The organism is Stenotrophomonas sp. PFBMAA-4, from assembly GCF_030053215.1.
In the GTDB taxonomy this organism is placed as follows: Bacteria; Pseudomonadota; Gammaproteobacteria; order Xanthomonadales; family Xanthomonadaceae; genus Stenotrophomonas.
In genome coordinates this window covers 61118-80225 of sequence record NZ_JASGBW010000005.1, presented here as the reverse complement: position 1 = coordinate 80225, position 19108 = coordinate 61118, and the positions used below count along the sequence as shown (strand labels likewise).

The window sequence follows — 19108 nt, the reverse complement described above, 5'->3', positions numbered from 1 at the left end:
GCTAGCTTCAATTAGACGTTGCGCATGCGCTTTGCCAGCGGCAGTCGTTTGAATACCCGCTTCACTTGCGTGGCTGTCCATTTTTTGCCCCTTCGCGTCAACCAGCCATGGGCGTTTAGCCAATCTGCGTATGCAGTGAGGCTCATGCCGGCTTCCTCTAGAGACGCCCTATAGAGGAGTTCCCCTGTCTCAATGCTGTGGTTGTCCGCCAGGGAGCGTCGTTTCTCGTTAGCTCGATGGGTGCTTTGATTGCGAACTTGCCGCAGGTCGGGATTTCCTCCTGGTCTTGCCATTCAATTCCTAATTGCGAAATGTAAAGTAGCAATACAAATACCTCACGAGAGCATAAAAAAGCAATGCTCCGTGAGGAACGCAATGGATGACCACGAATACGAGGCGAGACAAACTAAATTGCAAAAGGCGCTAGCTAGCCATTTCTTGCAAGACGACTACAATGCCTTCATCACTTTGACATTCAGGTCTGAGGACTCGGTCAGCTACGACTACGCTGAGAAGTCCTTCGGCCGCTTCATGCATGCGCTCAGGTGCAGCCTGTTTAAGAAAAAATGCACGTACAGGATGCCCTTGGTCCCGGTTGTTGAGAGTTATCCGGGGAGGCCGTTGTGCAGCGGCGCCCCGCATGACCCAACTGAGCGGACTCATATCCACTGCTGTATCAAGCTTCCCGGAAATCCTTTGGACCACAAGGAATTGGTTCGAACAAGCTGGCTTGGTGCAGGGTCGGTATGTGGAGACCCGAGAATCTACTGCCCTGACGGTGAGCGTTGGTACATGTCTCTTCACACACCGGAATCGATGAGGAAGCGCGTCAACTACTCATTGAAGCAGTGCTGTGTGGACCACCAACCGGTGCTTTGGAAATTTGCGCGCAAGATTCGGACTACTTGATTAGCGGCTAGACTGCTTCCCTGTGGTGCGCCAAATTCAACGTTGTACATCGCTAAGGACGTCGGAGCTGGGGATTGGCCGCCCCAGCTCTTGACTAAACTATTGTCCAAGTTATAGCCCTCTGCATGCCAATACATGAGCACACGCCGTCCCTCAGGGCCACAGACTTTAAAGCTATAGCCTGAAGCTGAAGCTTGAGTTTGTTCAATGATAAATGTTCAGCCGCGACGCGGAGGTGGCGGTGGAATGTAGCCCTTCCCAGGAGTGCGCAGCCCTCCGTCATTGGGCTTTCCTGATGGTGGACGGTGTGGCGGAGGAGTTGGTTGCCGGTTTGGTGGGGTGGATGGCTTCTTGTCGGACATGCTGTTTCTCTCGTGACGATAAATTTACGTAGATAAAAGACGCCATGAAGCAGACGCCGACTACAAAAAGAACGGCGCCCAAAGCATTCAGGTTCCCTGTTATGCGGGCAAAGATGCCCCCCGGAGTATTACTGTAGATGGACCCGTCATCGCACTGACGAATTGCTCGCCGAAGAGCAAGGTGGCTAAAGAAGTAGGATGAGAGGATTGCCAATGAACTTAGGCCCCAGCCTACCCAGGAGAGCAGAAGCAGAACTGGCTCAACTATCGCGTCAGGTCCAACGATATCCTTTACAAAAACAAAGGAGATGCCAAGTGCACCGCCTGATAGCGACAGAACAGCCTTATCGAAGTCGTCCTGGGCCTTCTGTTCGGCAGCAATTAGCCACTGTCTGTACTCATTGGGAGGGTGCTTGACGGGTTCGCAGGCGCTTTCGTCGCTCTCAGTCATCGCTCCACACCTTCAGGCCATATGACAATGACTTTGATGCCAGTTTGCTCTGCGTACTTCACTACGTCGGCTGTGCCGCCGAGACCGCGAGCACTCTTGCCGTCCCAAGCCGCAACAAGTACATCGCAATGTTCCGCAATGTACTTTCCAGCAGCCATGTAGGCTGCTTCTGTTGGGCTAGTGAACTCCAGTGTCCTTGTCTTTGTAGCCAGCTTGAGTAGGCGCTGGAACTCCAAGCGGCTCTTTCCCTCAAATGTGGTCTCGTACCCTTGTGAGGGAACAACAACCTCAAGTCGCCCGTCGCACTCAAGCACAGTACGAGCGAAGAGTTGGTCGCCCCCTTCGGCGAGCGCACACACCCCTACTAGTGCGTTGGTTTCGGTGAAGAGGTCCTGCAGCCGTTGTTGAAGCAGTGTTGCTGCTTCCTCCGGGAGGTCTTGATGTCCTGAGAAACCAATTCTCATATAGCTCCCCTAGCGGCGATTCGCCAATAGTGGCGGCCTAGGCGAGTCAGGCGGCAACTCAGGCTATGAATTGCCGCATAGTACATGTGTTCGTTCCCAACCGGTTCCAACAGCTTGGCAGCTCTAAACTTTTGCAGTACCGAAAAGACCTCCTCGTGTTCTGGGTGGTCCGGTGCTGCATCTGGCTCGTAGCTTGGGTCAAGAGGCAGCTCGTAGCTCTCGGTAGGGAAGATAGTCGGCAGTCTCCTCAGCAGTGGAAGAGGCACAGCTGGTTCGCATTTGCGTAGAGCATTCAGCCTCTCAAGATTGCTCTTGAAGGTGGGGCGCTGGCTCCAAGCTCCTAGTGACTCGCTTAGGTAGGAATAGGCATTCGCAACTGTTACGTGGCCAAGTACATCCGAAGCCCCGCCATCTAGTGCGCCGCCAAGGTAGAAGGAGAAGACGCCCTGACCGTTGTTCTCTCCAGCCGGTTGGTCCGCTCTGCTTGCAGAAAGAATGGCAACTCCTGGTCGAAGAAGAGACAAATCGCCTCCTATTACACCTGTCCCCCCGGCACCACCGGAAAAGCAGCAGTCGAGAATGATGATTACTTCACCAACCTTCGATTCCCTCACCTGAGAAAGAATTTTGGAGAAGGCTACTCCTTCATCTCCTGGCAGCCCGTCGGCTGTGCAAATAGTGACATCGCTGGCTTCCGCCTGCCCGTGGCCCGCGAAATAGAGCACTGCAACATCGGCTCCAGGGGCCAGAAGCCTCGCGATGTTCGACATCAGTAAAGCCTTGGTGACCTTAGAGCTGGCACTTGTGAGCGGAACTACTTCAAAGTTCGGAGAATCATCTTCATGTCGTTCGAACAGAGGTTGCAGCGCGATAACGTCGTTGACACATCCTCGCAGCGACGAAAAGTTGTCGTAATCGTCAATGCCGACAAGCAATGCTCTGCGCATTCAAAGGCCTTCGATGAACTTCTTGATGCTATCCCATGACCACTCAACGATTGGATAGTTCGCCATGAAATCGGGTTTGGTGCGGTCGCTGGTGTAAGCCCACACGCCAAGAACAGGCTTTCGTTCCTTGCCTGCGCACGCAACCTCCCACCGTTGCCCTGAGGAGTTCAGAGAGTCGCGGCTAATCAAAGCGATGACGCCGTCTGACCGACGGATGCGTGTTTCTACCTTGCTCTTCCAGTCAGAGTCATAGGCTTCCTTAACCGACATATCGATGTACTCGAAGGGGCAGTTGGTGAGAAGGGACTGCCCCTTTAAGAAGTCTCTCATCCGCTCATCTTCGATGGCGAACGCGACGAAAACGACTTTCTTGCTCATAGCTACAACTCCTTTTGAAAGAGCATCGCGTGAAGACGTTCGACTCGATATTAAATGTTTACTGAACGAATTCCAAGTCAAATTCTATACAACTTGAGACGGCTCGGTCTCTGTACAAAAAACCATTCCAGAATGGTATTCTCGTAACATCTAGAGGTTTTGAGGCGGCTCATGCAGGTCATCGGCTACGCGCGCGTGAGTTCAGCGGGGCAATCGCTGGACGTTCAACTAGATAAGCTGCACAGGGCAGGGTGTAGCCGGGTCTATCAGGAGAAGCGTTCTGGTCGTCAAGCTGAGAATCGGCCGGAGCTACAAGCGGCGTTGGAGTATCTCCGCGACGGGGACACGTTGGTCGTGTGTCGCTTGGACCGCATGGCCCGGTCAGTGCTGGACCTCGCCAAAATTGCCGAGCTACTCAAGCGGAAGGGTGTCAGTCTTCGGGTGCTCGACCAAGGTCTGGATACGACCACGTCAGAAGGCAAACTGATGTTCAACCTGCTAGGAGCCTTCGCAGAGTTTGAGGCGGATATCCGCGCCGAGCGCCAGCGAGATGGCATCGCGCTCGCTCAGCAGAAGGGCGTCCAGTTTGGCCGCAAGAGGGCGCTCACGAGTGAGCAGGGGGAGCGCATCCGTAGGCTTCGAGCCGAAGAAGGGTTCAGCATTGAGCAATTAGCTGACCGCTTTTCCATCAGTAGAAGCAGCGTATACAGAGCCCTTGCTGCGACTGGATGAATCCCGTGCCGGCATTGGGGGCATTGGGGGATGAAGGCATGAGCAGCATGCAGCGTCGCTATTGGCAATGCGTGGACTCATTCGCCCGCGAAGTCTCTCGCCAGCATAGTGGATGCTGATGAGGGAGAGATGGCGTGCTCGCCGGAGAACCGCTGTGCGACCGCGTATCCTTCAGACCTAAACTGGCCCAGGCGGTCCTGCAGGCTTAGGGTTAGGTTGGTGTCCATCACCAGCCGAAGTGCGGTACCGGGTAGGTTACATGCAAAGTCTGTCTTTTGCCCGGGAGTGAGTAGAACCCCGGATTGACCGCTAGCAATGAAGAAGCTCCCTCCGTTCCGGCAAAGTCTACTGGTCATATAGAGGCCGTAGCCCGAGTTTTGCCAGTGGTCCCCCGGTCTTCTACGGACCCCGCGATACATCTTGCCCGATATACTTGGCATCAGTGACAGCTGCAAAGCCGTTCTGTCGGAGTCAACCTCAATGTAGGGATTTGCCGCGAGAGAGGCGCGCACTCCCATGCCTGTGTCCAGTACCGCAATCTCAACACGATGCCGTGTCGGCCAGTATTGCGCGCAGTAGGCAAGCTTCTCTGACTGTGAGTGCTCTACCGCATTTCTGAGTATTTCTCGCAATGAGTAGGTTAGCGTATCAACTAGCTGGCCTTCATGCAGCCTAGTGAGAACGTGGGCCAGTCGTCCCGACTCGCGGTCAAGGAACTCACCAACGGGTTCGTAGCTCTGGGCGGCTTGCTGCCTAATCTCTTCCACATTCAAATAGGTCAGGGGTAGATAGTTGCCACTGCCTTGAGCTTCGCCTGGCCGATTCCCGTGCTCTAGACCAAAGGCTTGGAAAAATCCCATGTGCGCTGCGTAAGTGGACTCTGCATGATTCTCCGCGCGGAAGCGAGTTTCGGGCCTGGAAGTCCGAAATCGCTTCAATTCAGAAGCAAGCAGGGCCATTGTGAATGGCTCGATTCTACCCATTCGGCCGAAATCAAACGTGATTTCCTCGCAAGCCTCCAGTGACCATAGGCGTGTGCAGAAATTTAGAGCCTCCCGAAGAGACAAGTTTTGAGGCACCCTGATAAGCAATGTGTCACCTAGTTCTATCGGGTTAGTGATGAATGGAACTGAAGGTAGGCATCAATCGCCACCGTTGGGCGCACCAGATGCTCTGGCTCTAAGGCTCGCTACTAACTTCTTTTGCTCAGCCAAAGGCAGCCTGCTGACTAAGAGGATGACGTCTGCTAGGGCATCACTATCTGCGAGGAGGTAGGCAAGTGGAACTCCTAGCTCTCTAGCTAGTCGAGCAGCTGTATCGAAATCCGGCTCCGACGTCCCCAGCTCATACCTTGTCACCCTGCTAGACACAACGTCCTCCGATAGCCCAATGCGGCGGCCCAACTCTCGCTGCGAAATGCCTAGTGATAGGCGCGCCTCCTTGAGGCGCTTGGTGAACATGCTGCGTGGCTTAGGGGGCGCCATATGCTGGGAGGGACCGTTCTGTAGCGCTCTACAGAATGGCTCTCCCGGCTCATTACGTATGCTACATTATCTGTAGCTTGGCGCTGATGACCCATTGTTTGTTGCGCGCGCATCTTGAGGCAAGAAAGCGGCTGCGAGCCTTGTGCGACAGGGGATTCCGTGGGATTTCCGGCCGCACAAGGTGCAAGTGAGTTAGTGCCTGACACCTACCGTGCGAGCCATAGAAAAAGGAGATGAGAGAACTACATGACGACTCCAAATCTGAACCCGGTCTCTGTCCCGCCTCCGTTGCCAGAGCATGTCCGGAAGAACCTGAAGAAGCACCGTAGCCACGTGCCGGGATTGACTTGCCTGGAATGCGGATACGCCGGTCTCATGGGCGTCAAGGCTAGCTACAAGCCCTGGTATGCGACCTGGTGGGGAAGCACTCTTCTCTCTAGCGTCGCGGCGTGCGTCGCGTTTGCAATGTTCGGAGGTATCGGAGTGCTGACTGCATTCGTTGTTGGCGCGTTGGTCAGTGGAGTGGCTATGTCCGGATGCCGCGACATCTATTCGTGCCCGAACTGCGAAGTAGACCTTCAGCGCCGCTAGTCGGACCTGTTTTTCCCTTAAGAAATCCGTCTGAGCCAAAGGAGAATCATGCGCTTCATCCGCCTTCTATGCGTAGTGCTAGTTACCCATGTCTTTGCTGGCTGTGACCAGCTCACGGCCATGACTGGCCCGAGTGAGATGGTTTCATTCGGGTTCGTCAGACCCGTGTCATGCGAACGGCGTGGACCAGTCAGCTTCAACTGCGTGATGCGCAATCACATGAGCGCTCCCAGGGAGGCCAACATGGAGTGTGCGGGCTTTGACGGTCAAAAGCGCATGGTGGGCAGGCCCAAGAACGTGCACGCAATGATGGGCGTTACCCTGATGCCGGGAGAGGAGCGCGTTGCCACCATCTTCTACGAGAAGGGGGTCGAAAGCCTTGTATGTGTTGACGTAAAGGACAGCATTCCGGCGTTCAATAGGGTGCAGGAGTTGATCGCCGACCCCAACGCGCGGGACATCACTTCCGTGCTTGCTCTGTAGATGGCTGGAGAGATTAGAAAGTCCACACAGCAACCAGGCTGAAGAGACAACAAGTTTGGCCTTCTTTGGGTTCGCGCAGACAGGGACTCCTTCCTGCCTCCGGCGTAGCGCTCTGAGAGACCCAAACCCCTCGTCTCTTCGGACATTACACTTTAAGGAAAGAGCACATGTTGAATCGGCTTGTCATCGCGGCATCCCTCGCATTCGTTCCGCTTTGCTCCCAGGCGCAAAGCTATCTCACCGTTACCGGCCAGTGGGAATTCCACGACGCATCCCGAATTGAGACGGACGAAGGACTCAATGTCTGCTTCCAGCTGGACGCGGCTTCTTTAGCTCGGAATCCACAGCTACAGGAGTTGGGCGGTGCTCTTTGCCTGTCAAACCCTTCGGAGGGCGCCAAGCTCCTTGGGGTCGTGCCGAACGCCCGGAGGCCGGGATGCAAGGATGTAGCAAAAGGGACAGCTACCGTTGTGCTCGCCAATGTAAGGTTGCTTCCCGAAGATGAAATGTATGACGAGCGCATTGAGGCCCGCCTCATGCAGGTACGGGTGAATCGTGTGACATCCCCGCTCGGCACTGACTGTGACCGCCCCATCACCTCGCAGGGATTCGTCTCTATCCACGAGGCCATCGCTGCACTAGGAACTCATCCAAGCTATGCGGGTGTGTCGGCATCAGATTTCGCGCGTATAGATGCCAGCAATGGCTACGCTGAGCTTGATGCGAGCACGCAGATGTGGTTGCCGCGAGGGGCCTCAAACATGCTGGTGACGTACTACGAAGGCAACTCCGGTTTGCATGAGCTGGGCGTCTATCGGTATGAAGGGGGCCGGTGGCACAATGCGAGTAGTGATGTGCTGCCTGGATACACCGAGAGCGCCAAGCAGTTCAAAGGGACCAATTTCTACTTGGATAGCAGCAACGGAAGGCCGGTACTGAGAAGCCTTCCGGGGAGGGTGGTATGGACTTACGCAAATGGTCGCTTTGCGCGGCAGCGGTAGCTTGGCCAGGGCTGCGCTGGTCTTGGCCTAGCCGCTACGGCTTGGCGTGGCAGTAGTCCGCCCAGTCTTGCATGAGTGGAACTCGCTTTTTGAACATATCAGAACGGAAGTAGGCTGCCTCGGTCTTGGATTTGATGACGTGTCCAAGCGATAGCTCTGCCGCTTCTCTACTGTGATGGGTGACCTCGGCAGCCCAATCTCTGAAGGAGCTTCGGAAGCCGTGGCATGTCTGTCCCGCTCTTAGCGACTTCAGGAGCTTCAAGGGGGCCGCAGTTGTGATGGACTTACCTGGCTTCCCAGGAAACAGGAAAGCGCCCCCCGATGTTGAAAGGCTGGTCAGCAATGCAATGGCTTGGACGGATAGGGGGATAGCGTGTTCCGTTCCGGTCTTTGTGCGTGACCCTGGAATTTTCCAGGTTCTATTGGTCAAGTTGAACTCCTCCCATCGAGCGGCCGAAGCTTCGCCTGGACGAGTCGCTGTAAGAATTTGGAGGCGCAGGCAGGCTGCGGACAGGTCAGTCTTGGACGCCAGCTCGCGCATCAGGGCTGGCACTTCTGTGTAGCCTAATGCAGGTCTGTGCGCGACCTTTTTTACCCTCGCGGGGGAGGGGAGGAGGCTGCGAAGATTGCCGCGCCACGCAGCAGGGTTGTCACCCTCGCGATAATTGTTGGCCTTCGCCCAATCAAGGACTCGTTCCATTCGTGCCCTGACTCTGGTCGCGGTCTCGGTCTTATCGAGCCAGATTTTTTTCAGTACCTCGTATACATGGTCCACATTGACTTCTGAAACGGGTATGTCCTCAATCGAGGCGCAGTGTGTTTTGAGGGTCGAGGTCCATTGCGCTTTGTGCTTTGCGTTCCGCCATTCGTGCTCATGTGTCGCAATGCAGTGCAGTGCGCACTCTCCAAAGGTTATTTGTCTTGCTAGGCCGCGCCGCGCCGCTTTCAGTGCGTCTCTTTTTGCGCGCAAGGGGTCTATGCCTGTCGCGAGTTTGGCTCGGAGCTGCTGGGCGCGATGCCTCGCTTGCGCAAGGCTTACATCTCTGACCGAGCCTAGTCCCAAGTCCTTCAGCTTCCCCGTGAGCCGGTCTCGGTAGCGGAAAACCCAAGTCTTACGACCACTGTCCTTCTTGACGTACAGATACAGGTTGCCGCCGTCACTATGCCTGCCGGGGCCTGCGTTTTTGACTGCCACCGCTGTGAGCATTGCTTGGTTTCGTTCCCATCTTTGTTCCCTACATAGTAGCCTGGCTGGGCGGGAACGGTCTAGACTCTATTTGTATTTCATGGACTGCAAGTGTCTGATTTATAAGTTTTTAAGTGAGTTGTGTGGACTGGCTGGAAAAAATTTGTATTCTGGTTTGGATGACACTCTCTCCGCCAGTTATTCAATAGGCAGGCTTCGGTCAATCAGCCCCGAAAATGTCCTGCCAAAAGACCTGCCAAGTCTGATCTACTGGGCTGGATGGGTCAGAAGGCCGCCCACTGTGGTGGCCTTTTTTGTTGTCCAGTCGCAGCCCGTGCGACACCGCCCGACTATAACGATCCTACATTCATCGTCAGGGGGCGGCATGGCAAAGTGGGCGGACTACGGCATATCAGCCGTTCGGTACAACGCAGCGCATACGCACATTGATCGGCTACGCATTCATCAGGACAACGGCGATAGCTTCGGCCCCGCCGCCGAGCACGAGCGAGCGACCATCGTCAGAGCGATCAAGGACGGCGTTACATTTATCACCATCCCGCGAGCTAACGGGCAATGGCAGAAAGGGCAGTCGGTCTACATCATCAAGGTCAACGGGGTTGAGTACCTCAAGACCGTCGACAACGGCCAGGCCCGAGACAATCTTGAAAACCTGCCGGAGTTTTGATCGGCAGGCAGTCAGGTTATCTTTCGTCTATGGCCAATCCTCGACTGACTCCAGAGCAACTCGACCTCGCCCGTGCCCTGCTTGATGAAGTGCGGGCGAGGCTGGTGGACTTGAGCGGCGGCGACAAGGAACTGCTGTTTGCCTACCGCCGCAAGGTCTACAAAGAACTCGCTTACGACGAGCGCAGCAAGCCGATGGTTCGGCGGGGCTTGAAACAGCTCAAAATGACGGAGCAGGAGGGGTTGTGTGCGCTCTGCAATGAGCCGCTGCCCGAGCGGGGGGCGGTGCTGGACCGCACCCGGGCGGTCGATGGCTACACGCCCCAGAATACCCGTCTGATTCACGCCGCCTGTGACGTAGCCTATCAAGCGGCGAGAGGTTATACCTAGAAGCAGGCCGCCCACAGGCGGCTTTCCAACGGATGTTGTATTGCTCGTGTTTGATCTTCTCGGATACATACCAGCAGCAGTTGCATATTCCGCAGCTGCCGGTGGCGGAATACATACCTTACCGTCGATGCCCACCCTTCGGCTTGTTATGGCACAACGGATAACTGGAGCAAGACCGGAACGCCCCATGCGGCCCATTGCGCTCCACAAACACACCCACCTTGCACACCGGGCAGCGCTCCTCATTGATGGCCGCGCCTGAAATCCCGGTCACCTCCACAACGCCTTCCTCCACCAGCTCATCCAGGAAGGGCGAGTGCTTGCCCTGCAAGGTAAACATCGCCACGCTGCGCCGCGCACGCGTCAGCGCCACATAGAACAACCGCCGCTCTTCGCTCAGCGGGTACGTATCCCCATCCGGCATTGCCAATGAAAGCACCGGATCATCCGCGCGCAGGCTCGGGAATCCACGATTCACCATGCCGGGCAGGATCACGTAGTCCGCCTCGCGGCCCTTCGAGCGATGGGCCGTCAGGAACTCAACCTCCATCGTGCTGCCAAACAATGTCTTCCAGTCCGCAGGCAGCGCACTGCGATCCGCCCGGTAGCGGCCCAGCACGAACACGCGAACGCGCCCATCGCGCCCCCGTGGTACAGCTCCAGAAACCAACTGCTGGTGCAGCTTGGCCAGGTACTGGCGAACACCGTCCTGCACTTCCTCACGCCGCGTCATCTGGAAGGCCTGCACTACCGGCCCCATCGCCGGCGCAGCAGAACGCACCGCCTTGGCAATCTGTGCAGGATTGCGGCTGATGAAGCGGCTGGAGATATCGCAGAGTTCCTGCGGGCAGCGGAAGGTCTGCTCCAGCTTCAGCACCTGGGCATGGCCCATCCATTCGCGGAATCCGGTCATCACCGAAACATCGGCACCGGCGAAGCGGTTGATCGATTGCCAGTCATCGCCCACCGCAAACAGGTGACGGCCCGGCTGGCTGACCAGCGCACGGCAAAGCCGGGCGCGGGCGCGCGAGGCGTCCTGGAATTCGTCGGCCATCACCAGGTCGTAGGGCGATTGGTAATGCCCTTGCTCCAGGATGCCGGCGGCCATGTTGAGCATGTCCTCGAAGTCGATGCCGCGCTCGTCGGCCAGCGCGTTGTCCCAGGCCTGGAAAACCGGCGCGGCGATTTCCAGGAATCGCCGATGGCGTTCCTTGAACTGGTCTTCGGGCATCTGCCGCAGGCGCGCGGCCAGATCGTCCAGCGTCAGGCAGTTGCTCTTGGCGTGGGCGATGAAGGTCCGCATCAGGCCGATCAGGTCCGCATCCGGCATCGGCTTGGCGCCCTCGTTGGGCAGCTCACGGTCGGGGTTCGGGTCGAGCCGGACATCGGAATCGCCGAGTTTCCCGGCAAGATGTTCCAGCGCATGCCCGCTGCGCAGGCCAAACGACGTCGTTTCGACCAGCGCGGTGCCGCGCGCCACGTGCTGCTGGCGTTTCCATTGCATGCCTTCAGCGTAGTTGTCGAAGTGCTTCGGCGGCTGGCCATTGGCATCCAGCGCAAAGTGCTCGTGATACAGCGCGGCGTCCGGGTAATAGAAGTCCGGTCGGTACTGGCGATGGGTATCGGTGGCGGTATCAAATTCGTAACGGCGCTCGTAGTCGTACGCCACGCCGTTGTAGAACAGCCAATCGGCAATGACGCACTCTTCCAGGCTCTTTACCCGCTCGCCCTGCAGGGTGCGGATGTAGGGCGTGCCATCGCGGTCGTAGCCGTCGGCCATCATCTCGGCACCGAACGGCGGAAGGTCGCGCCCGAACACCAGCCGGAACATGTCCCATTGGGTGCGGAAGTGGATCGAGCGATCCTTCAGGTCGTCCACCAGCTCGGCCAGCTTGTTGAAGCCCAGCGTGGCATCGATGGCCCACTCGGGAATGTCGGGCTTGCGGCCGGTGGCCTTGCCGATGATGGCCAGGCCCAGCGCATGGAAGGTGCGTGCTTCGACCACGGTGTCGCCCATGCCGAGCCGGTCGAAGGAGCGCTGCGCGCGTTCCTCCAGCTCCTTGGCCGCATCCTTGTTGAAGGCAAGCATGACGATCCGCTCGGGCTCAACGAACCCGCGATCAATGGCATAAGCGGCCTTGGCGACCATCGTGGAGGTCTTGCCGGAGCCGGCCGAGGCGACGACCTGCACGCAGTTGTCGAAGCAGATGACCGCACGGGCCTGTTCCTCGGTCAGTGGCCTGCTTTCCACCCGGTCCAGGAAGTCCTTGGCCAGCACCAGTTCCCGCGTTGTCATGGTCGCATTGGCGTCTGCCCACACGGCGGGCCAATCCAGCTGCCAGTCGTGCAGGGCATCCAGCGCGACGCGGTGGCTGTGCGCCTGCAGATCGTCGTGCACGTCCTCATCGAGGAACAGTCGCTCCAGCTCGGCCGGCGACAGGGGCAGGGCGGGGCGCTCGGCCAGCAGGGCCTGCTGCTGCTCGTGAGTGATCCAGCGGCGGCCCGCGCTGCCGCGGTCGGTGAGAGCGTCGGCGTCAGCCAGCCATGACTGGATCTGCTCCAGGATGTCCTCAAAGAGCGCCTTGCGCCCGCGCGTGGTGTGCGCAGAGAGCACGTGCTGGACAGCCCCCGAGAGCTGCGAAGCCTGGCGGTTCGGCAGACCATCCACTGACAGTGTTTGGCCGTCATCGCTCTTCAGCGCAACTCGGGCCCAGAACAGGCCAGGAAGAACCCGCACGCGTTCGTCGCCGTCCACGCGCTGCGAGTACTGCCGGCCCGCAATCAGCAGCTCGACATGTTCGCCATCCAGCCGCAGCCGCCAGTCCGGCGAGCGGGTCACACGCTGGCCCCAGCCCGAGGGGCGCCATTCCATAGACATCCAGATACTGCCTTGCGTACGTCACTGGGCGTAAAGCGCCCTTACAGCCCCATGATAAGGGGGCTTGGTGTCACGCGCAGGGCTTCTGGACTGGCGGGCCAGCAGCCAGCGATGGCGTTGCACCACCGCTGGCGTAACAGGCGTCAGGCGTTCACGTCGACCACGATCCGCCCGCGCACCTTGCCCGGGATGATCTGCTCGTACACGTCCAGCACCTCGGCAAGGCCGATCTGCTGCACCGTGCTCTCAAGCTTCTGCGGGTCCAGGTCGGTGGCCAGGCGATCCCATGCACGCTGGCGCACGTCCTGCGGGGCGTTCACCGAATCCACGCCGGCCAAGGTGACGTTGCGCAGGATGAAAGGCAGCACCGAGCCATGCAGCGCATCGCTCTGTGCCAGGCCGCAGGCCGCTACGGCGCCGCGGTACTTGGTTTCGGCAAGCGCGTTGACCAGGGTCGGGCCGCCGGCCACGTCCACCACGCCGGCCCAGCGCTCGGCGCTGATCGGCTTTTTGCGTGGCTCGGAAAGCTCCGCGCGATCGATGATCTCCGCCGCGCCCAGGCTGTGCAGGTATTCGGCATGTTCGGGGCGGCCGGTGGCGGCCACGACGCGGTAGCCCAGCTTGGAAAGAATGGCCACGGCAATCGAGCCCACGCCGCCATTGGCGCCGGTTACCAGCACATCGCCCTTTTCGGGGGTCACGCCCGCGTCTTCCAGTGCCAGCACGCACAGCATGGCGGTATAGCCGGCGGTGCCGATGGCCATGGCATCGCGGGTGGTCAGGTTGCCGGGAATCTTGTTCAGCCACTCACCCCGCACGCGGGCGCGCTGGGCCAGGCCGCCGTGGTGGCCCATGCTCAGATCCCAGCCATTGAGCACCACGCGATCACCGGCCTTGAAACCGGCATTGCTGGATTCCAGCACCACGCCGGACAGGTCGATGCCGGGAATGAGCGGGAATTTCTGGATGACCGGGCGCTCGTTGGTCAGCGCCAGCGCGTCCTTGTAGTTGAGGGTCGAATAATCAACCTGCACCAGGACATCGCCGTCCATCAGGTCGGCTTCGTCAAAATCCACCAGTTCGGTGGAAACACGGTCGTTGGTCTTGCTGGAAAGGAGAGCCTTGAACTTCATGAAGCGCCTCACGTTCAGTGGATGGCCCCATGCTAGGCTCGCACCGTGATCGCAACAAGAACGATGATTTTTCGTAGGTACTATGGTTTTCCGGAGTATGTATGCGTAGCAAGCGTTGGGACGGGAAGAGCGGGTGCGCCGTGGAAGTCACCCTCTCGGTGATGGGCGGGGTGTGGAAACCGGTCATCCTGTTTCACCTGATGAAGCGCAAGCGGCGCTTCATGGAACTGACGCGCCTGGTGCCCAACGCCACGCAATCGATGCTGACCAGCCAGTTGCGGGAACTGGAGGCGGACGGCGTGCTGATCCGCCATGTGTACCCGGAAGTGCCGCCGAAGGTGGAATACGAACTTTCCGAATTCGGGCGTTCGCTGGTGCCGGTGCTGCTGGCGATGCGCGAGTGGGGCGAAACTTATCGCGGTTACCAGAGTACGCGTGGGGACAGTTGAAGGTTGGGAGCCTGGTGAGGTTCCTGCTGCAACGGTCTATATGGCTGCGCTCCTCTCATCAGGGAGGTAGCGAGGATGGGGGCACGTCCCCGCAGGTCACCACGATAGGCTTCAATTCGCGATCATCGACGGATTGATGTAGGTGAAAGCAGGCTTTGAACACGCGTTTCTTTCCCAGAGCCCCATTGTCTGGGTTGTCTGGCGTATATCCGGAGAGGACCACCTGGTAGTACGCGCCCACCTGAAGCGGCGGGGCAGGATGGGGTCCGGACCCATAGGGCATGCACTGGTCAGGTGGGAGCGCAGGTTCGGGAACATGCTCGTCCATGAAGACCCGTTCCCACATCGGGTAAAGACCCTGCCCAGCAGCGCTCACTCCGATGGAAGCAATCTCAGGCGGCTCGGATCGATTCCCGCGCGTGTCAGGAACACCAAAGCACAGCCTGCCGTCAGACGTGCTGATTGTGGCTTTCTGGTAGCGCCCGGGCGGTGGTGAGCAGCTGGCCACGAGGGGTAGCAGTACCGCCCAGAGCGGCCATGCTTGTCTGGTCATCGTGTCGTCTTTGGAAGGTGTACGTGTCGCCAGGCGGACCTTCCGCAGGACCGGGCCGCTCACTGCGCCACCCGAGCCACTGGTCCGCCGCTTATGAAGGGGGCAGCGAGGATGGCGGCACCTCCCCGCAGGTCACCACGACAGGGTTCAACTCGCGGCCATCGGCGGATTGACGGAGGTGGAAGCATGCTTTGAACACACGCATCTTTCCCACAGTTCCATTGTCCAGGTTGTCTGGCGTATACCCAGAAAGGACCACCTGGTAGTACGCGCCCACCTGCAGCGGCGGGGCAGGTGTGGGGCCGGACCCGTAGGGTATGCACTGGTCAGGTGGGAGCGCAGGTTCGGGAATGTGCTCGTCCATGAAGACCCGCTCCCACTGCGGGTAGAGTCCTTGCCCAGCAGCGCTCACTCCGATGACAGCGATCTCAGGGGGCGCGGATCGAGTCTCCCGCGTGTCAGGAACACCAAAACACAGCCTGCCGTCAGACGTGCTGACCGTGGCCTTCTGGTAGCGCCCGGGCGGTGGTGAGCAGCTTGCCACGAGGGGTAGCAGCAGCATCGCCCAAAGGGGCCATGACTGTTTGATCATCGGGTCGTTCTCGGGAGGTTGCGCTTGCCGGCCGTGGAGCCGAGGAATTGTGAGAGGACGCGTTTCAACTGGGCATGGATGCCGAATGTGGTGCGATACATTTTGTTGCTCATCAAGCTTTGTGAATCACGGAAGGCGACGAGGAAATAGTCTGCGATGATGTCGCCTTGCGCTTCCATGTTGTAGTCGTGGAGCAGGCGCACGTCATCGAGCACGTAGTCGTAGCTCATGTTCGGCCGCGGTCCACGCACCAGCTTCACGTTGTAGCCAAGCTGATACTGCCAGACATGGGTCATTTCATGGATGAAAAGGTGCTGATCTCGAAGTTCGCCAGAGAAATAATCATCAAGATAGAGACCTTTTGGAAAATAGATCTCGCCATTGGGCGCAACCACCGTGTCCTCCGGTTGCATCCCAAGCAGCATCCAGTAGCCATGGTTGTGAATCCTCACCAGGCTGTAGTCAATCGCATCGCCGAATACCAGCTGTGCCATCTCGATCTCGCCTTGTGTCAAGCGGCGTTCATGGCTTGGCACCTGCACCGGTACGATCGACGTTCCCAAGGTGTCCGAGGTAGTAATTACACCATCCACTTCAAAAATCTCTGCATCATCGATCCCGGCCAGCAGGGTGCGTTCGCAACAGCCGCTCGTGGTACTGGGTGGGCGCAACTCCGCGCGCACCACTGCCACGCTTTCCCGGGTTGATACACGTGAGGTCTCGCCCAGCGCGCTGGTGATGCCGGAGAAGGTCTGGCCGTCCGACAGGTGGAGCGTGTAGGGAAGCTCACGCAACGGCATGCCCTGTGAGCCGGTGAAACGGATGGCCTGGTCGAACTGAAGGTGGCGGCCGCTGTCCAGCGGCGTTGCAGCAGGCTGCGTACTGGCTGAGTTGCGGCTGGCAGTTCCGCCCGTGGTGGCCGTATTGGATACATACACCCGGAGTTGCTGGCTGGACATCACCCTGCAGCCACACGCGAGCGCGCATCCGTCCAGCGCAACGGGCTGGCCATCGATGATGATCGTGCTGTCGCCTTCAACAATCGAGAACACCCCTTTGTGCATCTGCGGGCACGTGGCCTTGTCACCCACGCGTGCAACGCCCATGCCCTCGATGTCGGTTCGGTTCGACGCGGTGATTACACGCCCTCCGCTGGAGGTCGGGTCTCCCATCACAATCCAGTTCCGTGCCATGAATCGCTTCCATTGCTGATCGGCCGGGAGAATCCGATGCAATTCGGAATGGATTCGAGTGTCTTTTGCGACATTCCCGCTGGAACCGCACTGCAACGGGCGATTGCGGATTCTCTGGAGGCGCAGGCCTGCTCTCTGATGCCGGATCCGCAGGGTGTTCAAGGATCGATTGCGACACCTGATCTGTTCCGACGTGAGCGGCTTCTAGGGAAAGGTGAGTCGGGTGTGTCGCGTTCGGCATTCCTGCATGCACGGCGGCATGCCATCTACAGGCGAACGTTGCCGCCCCATCGGGCGCGTTTGATGGATAACTCGCCACCACATGACGCAAGTGCCGTGACTGCACGCGAACGCGGCATTTCCCTACTTTTCATCTACGAACGAGTACGTCAATCATCGCCTCGCCAAGGCATTCGCCCTGGCCGGGATTGGCGTCCCGAACTTACGTAGTACACGGCGTCGTGGTTGCGGTCGAACCTGCAGTCACGACAATGCACCTTCTGCCAGTCCATGGCGGACGGTGTGTGGGGGTCTCAGGACCCGCCGGCTTTCGTACTACGTATCCGGCACGCCAACCCGCACCGTCCGCCACCTTGCATCTGCAGGTGGCCACACCGTGAGGTTGCCGTCATGCCTGACCGTCTTCCCGATTATCCCCGCCTGCACGCGCTGCTCGGCGCGGCCCTGCGCGATCTTCCCAATACCCTTGCAGAAAAGCTCGAGGATGCCCTCTGCGACTCTGCCGAGCGCGCCGTACCTTCCACATTCCTTGCCCACTTGAAGGACCATGGCGCGAATCTGCGTGCCGATGGTGAACCCTGGACCGAAACCCGCCTCAGCCCCGGGCGCGCCTTTGAGATGGCCCTGGCCACCCGCAGCGCCTCGGGCATTACCGCGCTGACTGCCGTGCTGCACGCGGCGCATGTGGCGCGGGAGAGCGAGACCCCGGATGGCTACCCTTCGGCCGCCGTGGTGGAGGGCCTGTTCAACGCCTGCCAGGTGTTGTCGTTGCAGGTGGAGCGCTGCCTGGTGCCTTGAGGCTCAGCCCGGGCAGCGAACGCGTCTGCGCGGTGCGTTCCGGGCCGAATCGATTGTCCTCGCCGGTTCCCGGCAGCAGCATTACCGGGAACAGGACGAACACGCCCAACGGTACGAAAACGATCACCGCGTACCAGCCTGACTCGTCGATATCGTGCAGCCGGCGCACGATCGCGGCCAGGGTCGGGATGAACAGCAACACGGCTGCCGCCATGCCCAGCAACCAGCCGGCGGCAGCCAGTCTGTAGGCGTTCTCCCCATGGGGCAGCTCGATCAGGGCATGGCATGCGCCGAACACCGCGAGTACGAACAGCAGGTACGACCAGAACTCCGTGCGGTCACAGCGGCCGGAGAAATCGAAGTAACGCCTGAGCGGCTCAAACGGGGGAAGCATCGGTGGTCGGCTCAATCCAATGGGGCAATCAGGTGTCCGCGCCATGGCATGGGCGGGGCATTCCGTTGCTGCGGTGGGCGAGGGCGCCACCGGCAGTTCCTGGCTGCTGTGTTAGCAGCCGGCCCTTGAGCGCATCCTGAATCGCTCCGGATGTCCTGAACAATCACCATTGAGCTCTGGATGTCCAGTACCGGAGTCAACCGGACCTGTGAGACGCAAAGCATTCCCGTGTTTTACCGCTCCCCAATGGTCATCATTGGTCTTGCTGGAAAGCAGAGCCTTGAACTTCATGAAGTTATTGCAACGCCACGCAATCGATGCTGACCAGTCAGCTGCGTGAACTGGAGGCGGACGGCGTGCTGATCGGCCATGTGTACCCGGAAGTGCCGCCGAAGGTGGAATACGAACGTTCCAAATTCGGGCGTTCGCTGGTGCCGGTGCTGCTGGCAATGCGCGAGTGGGGTGAAACCTATCGCGGGTACCAGGGTACGCGCGGGGACAGTTGAAGGTTGGGAGCCTGGTGAGATTCCTGCTGCAATGGTTCATATGGCTGCGCTCCTCTCATGAGGGGGTAGCGAGGATGGGGCCACGTCCCCGCAGGTCACCACGACAGGCTCTGGTACGAGGCCATCGGCGGATTGATGTAGGTGAAAGCAGGTTTTGAACCTACGTTACGCGCCCACCTGAAGCGGCGGGGCAGGGCGGGGTCCGGATCCATAGGGTATGCACTGGTCAGGGGGGGGCGCAGGATCTGGACGTGCTCGTCCATCAATACCCGTTCACACATCGGGTAGCATGGAGGCCGACATATGA

The 19108-nt window shown here is 59.0% G+C and carries 17 protein-coding genes and 1 pseudogene; 8 read left to right on the top strand and 10 right to left on the bottom strand.

Annotation, left to right across the window (positions count from 1 at the left end):
- Positions 1-1188 precede the first annotated feature (1188 nt).
- Genes QMZ26_RS05310 through QMZ26_RS05295 form a run of 4 tightly spaced genes read right to left on the bottom strand, consistent with a single transcriptional unit; the run spans position 1189 to position 3511 of the window.
- The gene (locus QMZ26_RS05310; protein WP_283220798.1) at positions 1189-1722 is read right to left on the bottom strand and encodes a hypothetical protein; all 534 of its coding nucleotides are present in this window, start codon (positions 1720-1722) and stop codon (positions 1189-1191) included.
- A complete protein-coding gene (locus tag QMZ26_RS05305) occupies positions 1719-2186 on the bottom strand; it encodes a hypothetical protein (RefSeq protein ID WP_283220797.1) in 468 nt (155 codons plus the stop codon). The genes QMZ26_RS05310 and QMZ26_RS05305 overlap by 4 nt, the downstream gene beginning before the upstream one ends.
- Positions 2183-3133 carry a caspase family protein gene (locus QMZ26_RS05300; protein WP_283220796.1) on the bottom strand — a complete coding sequence of 317 codons (951 nt, stop codon included), beginning with the start codon at positions 3131-3133 and terminating at the stop codon, positions 2183-2185. The genes QMZ26_RS05305 and QMZ26_RS05300 overlap by 4 nt, the downstream gene beginning before the upstream one ends.
- A complete protein-coding gene (locus QMZ26_RS05295) occupies positions 3134-3511 on the bottom strand; it encodes a TIR domain-containing protein (RefSeq protein WP_283220795.1) in 378 nt (125 codons plus the stop codon).
- 171 nt (positions 3512-3682) lie between these two features.
- Here QMZ26_RS05295 and QMZ26_RS05290 point away from each other — a divergent pair, with 171 nt between their 5' ends.
- Complete coding sequence (locus QMZ26_RS05290; RefSeq protein ID WP_283220794.1) at positions 3683-4243, top strand: recombinase family protein; 561 nt, start codon at positions 3683-3685, stop codon at positions 4241-4243.
- 1142 nt (positions 4244-5385) lie between these two features.
- Here QMZ26_RS05290 and QMZ26_RS05285 read toward each other — a convergent pair.
- Entirely contained in the window at positions 5386-5703 is a 318-nt protein-coding gene (locus tag QMZ26_RS05285) for a helix-turn-helix transcriptional regulator (protein ID WP_283220793.1), read from the bottom strand.
- A gap of 834 nt (positions 5704-6537) precedes the next feature.
- Here QMZ26_RS05285 and QMZ26_RS05280 point away from each other — a divergent pair.
- Both QMZ26_RS05280 and QMZ26_RS05275 read left to right on the top strand, forming a co-directional pair.
- Positions 6538-6801, top strand: a complete 264-nt coding sequence (locus QMZ26_RS05280) for a hypothetical protein (RefSeq protein ID WP_164212576.1) — start codon at positions 6538-6540, stop codon at positions 6799-6801.
- Positions 6802-6968: 167 nt separating this feature from the next.
- Positions 6969-7802: a hypothetical protein gene (locus tag QMZ26_RS05275; protein WP_283220792.1), complete on the top strand. Its 834-nt coding sequence runs from the start codon at positions 6969-6971 to the stop codon at positions 7800-7802.
- Between the two features lie 34 nt (positions 7803-7836).
- Here QMZ26_RS05275 and QMZ26_RS05270 read toward each other — a convergent pair whose 3' ends face one another.
- Positions 7837-9009 (bottom strand): integrase arm-type DNA-binding domain-containing protein, encoded by a 1173-nt coding sequence (locus QMZ26_RS05270; RefSeq protein ID WP_164212578.1) that lies wholly within the window; start codon positions 9007-9009, stop codon positions 7837-7839.
- A gap of 364 nt (positions 9010-9373) precedes the next feature.
- On the opposite strand from QMZ26_RS05270, the gene QMZ26_RS05265 reads away from it, so the two are divergent.
- Both QMZ26_RS05265 and QMZ26_RS05260 read left to right on the top strand, forming a co-directional pair.
- Positions 9374-9676, top strand: a complete 303-nt coding sequence (locus QMZ26_RS05265) for a DUF3892 domain-containing protein (protein WP_283220791.1) — start codon at positions 9374-9376, stop codon at positions 9674-9676.
- A 29-nt stretch (positions 9677-9705) separates the two neighbouring features.
- Entirely contained in the window at positions 9706-10065 is a 360-nt protein-coding gene (locus QMZ26_RS05260) for a hypothetical protein (protein ID WP_283220790.1), read from the top strand.
- Positions 10066-10183: 118 nt separating this feature from the next.
- On the opposite strand, the gene QMZ26_RS05255 is transcribed toward QMZ26_RS05260, so the two are convergent.
- Both QMZ26_RS05255 and QMZ26_RS05250 read right to left on the bottom strand, forming a co-directional pair.
- Positions 10184-12937 carry a UvrD-helicase domain-containing protein gene (locus tag QMZ26_RS05255; protein ID WP_283220789.1) on the bottom strand — a complete coding sequence of 918 codons (2754 nt, stop codon included), beginning with the start codon at positions 12935-12937 and terminating at the stop codon, positions 10184-10186.
- 149 nt (positions 12938-13086) lie between these two features.
- Positions 13087-14076, bottom strand: a complete 990-nt coding sequence (locus QMZ26_RS05250; RefSeq protein WP_283220788.1) for an MDR family oxidoreductase — start codon at positions 14074-14076, stop codon at positions 13087-13089.
- 101 nt (positions 14077-14177) lie between these two features.
- Here QMZ26_RS05250 and QMZ26_RS05245 point away from each other — a divergent pair, with 101 nt between their 5' ends.
- On the top strand, positions 14178-14525 hold the full coding sequence (locus tag QMZ26_RS05245; protein WP_108746931.1) for a helix-turn-helix domain-containing protein: 348 nt from the start codon (positions 14178-14180) through the stop codon (positions 14523-14525).
- 1141 nt (positions 14526-15666) lie between these two features.
- Here the strand turns inward: QMZ26_RS05245 and QMZ26_RS05240 are convergent.
- A complete protein-coding gene (locus tag QMZ26_RS05240; protein ID WP_283220787.1) occupies positions 15667-16863 on the bottom strand; it encodes a PAAR domain-containing protein in 1197 nt (398 codons plus the stop codon).
- Positions 16864-17493: 630 nt separating this feature from the next.
- On the opposite strand from QMZ26_RS05240, the gene QMZ26_RS05235 reads away from it, so the two are divergent.
- Positions 17494-17901, top strand: coding sequence for a hypothetical protein (locus QMZ26_RS05235; protein WP_283220786.1), 408 nt, complete (start codon positions 17494-17496; stop codon positions 17899-17901).
- Here QMZ26_RS05235 and QMZ26_RS05230 read toward each other — a convergent pair.
- The gene (locus tag QMZ26_RS05230) at positions 17849-18295 is read right to left on the bottom strand and encodes a DUF805 domain-containing protein (RefSeq protein ID WP_283220785.1); all 447 of its coding nucleotides are present in this window, start codon (positions 18293-18295) and stop codon (positions 17849-17851) included. The genes QMZ26_RS05235 and QMZ26_RS05230 overlap by 53 nt on opposite strands.
- Positions 18296-18541: 246 nt before the next feature.
- Here QMZ26_RS05230 and QMZ26_RS05225 point away from each other — a divergent pair.
- Positions 18542-18801: pseudogene (locus QMZ26_RS05225) on the top strand (winged helix-turn-helix transcriptional regulator).
- Positions 18802-19108 lie beyond the last annotated feature (307 nt).

What these genes read in the sequence shown, in the direction of transcription:
- QMZ26_RS05310 (WP_283220798.1), bottom strand. Translation starts at nt 1,722, where the DNA reads ATGACTGAGAGCGACGAAAGCGCCTGCGAACCCGTCAAGCACCCTCCC.
- QMZ26_RS05305 (WP_283220797.1), bottom strand. Translation starts at nt 2,186, where the DNA reads ATGAGAATTGGTTTCTCAGGACATCAAGACCTCCCGGAGGAAGCAGCA.
- QMZ26_RS05300 (WP_283220796.1), bottom strand. Translation starts at nt 3,133, where the DNA reads ATGCGCAGAGCATTGCTTGTCGGCATTGACGATTACGACAACTTTTCG.
- QMZ26_RS05295 (WP_283220795.1), bottom strand. Translation starts at nt 3,511, where the DNA reads ATGAGCAAGAAAGTCGTTTTCGTCGCGTTCGCCATCGAAGATGAGCGG.
- QMZ26_RS05290 (WP_283220794.1), top strand. Translation starts at nt 3,683, where the DNA reads ATGCAGGTCATCGGCTACGCGCGCGTGAGTTCAGCGGGGCAATCGCTG.
- QMZ26_RS05285 (WP_283220793.1), bottom strand. Translation starts at nt 5,703, where the DNA reads ATGTTCACCAAGCGCCTCAAGGAGGCGCGCCTATCACTAGGCATTTCG.
- QMZ26_RS05280 (WP_164212576.1), top strand. Translation starts at nt 6,538, where the DNA reads ATGAGCGCTCCCAGGGAGGCCAACATGGAGTGTGCGGGCTTTGACGGT.
- QMZ26_RS05275 (WP_283220792.1), top strand. Translation starts at nt 6,969, where the DNA reads ATGTTGAATCGGCTTGTCATCGCGGCATCCCTCGCATTCGTTCCGCTT.
- QMZ26_RS05270 (WP_164212578.1), bottom strand. Translation starts at nt 9,009, where the DNA reads ATGCTCACAGCGGTGGCAGTCAAAAACGCAGGCCCCGGCAGGCATAGT.
- QMZ26_RS05265 (WP_283220791.1), top strand. Translation starts at nt 9,374, where the DNA reads ATGGCAAAGTGGGCGGACTACGGCATATCAGCCGTTCGGTACAACGCA.
- QMZ26_RS05260 (WP_283220790.1), top strand. Translation starts at nt 9,706, where the DNA reads ATGGCCAATCCTCGACTGACTCCAGAGCAACTCGACCTCGCCCGTGCC.
- QMZ26_RS05255 (WP_283220789.1), bottom strand. Translation starts at nt 12,937, where the DNA reads ATGGAATGGCGCCCCTCGGGCTGGGGCCAGCGTGTGACCCGCTCGCCG.
- QMZ26_RS05250 (WP_283220788.1), bottom strand. Translation starts at nt 14,076, where the DNA reads ATGAAGTTCAAGGCTCTCCTTTCCAGCAAGACCAACGACCGTGTTTCC.
- QMZ26_RS05245 (WP_108746931.1), top strand. Translation starts at nt 14,178, where the DNA reads ATGCGTAGCAAGCGTTGGGACGGGAAGAGCGGGTGCGCCGTGGAAGTC.
- QMZ26_RS05240 (WP_283220787.1), bottom strand. Translation starts at nt 16,863, where the DNA reads ATGGCACGGAACTGGATTGTGATGGGAGACCCGACCTCCAGCGGAGGG.
- QMZ26_RS05235 (WP_283220786.1), top strand. Translation starts at nt 17,494, where the DNA reads ATGCCTGACCGTCTTCCCGATTATCCCCGCCTGCACGCGCTGCTCGGC.
- QMZ26_RS05230 (WP_283220785.1), bottom strand. Translation starts at nt 18,295, where the DNA reads ATGCTTCCCCCGTTTGAGCCGCTCAGGCGTTACTTCGATTTCTCCGGC.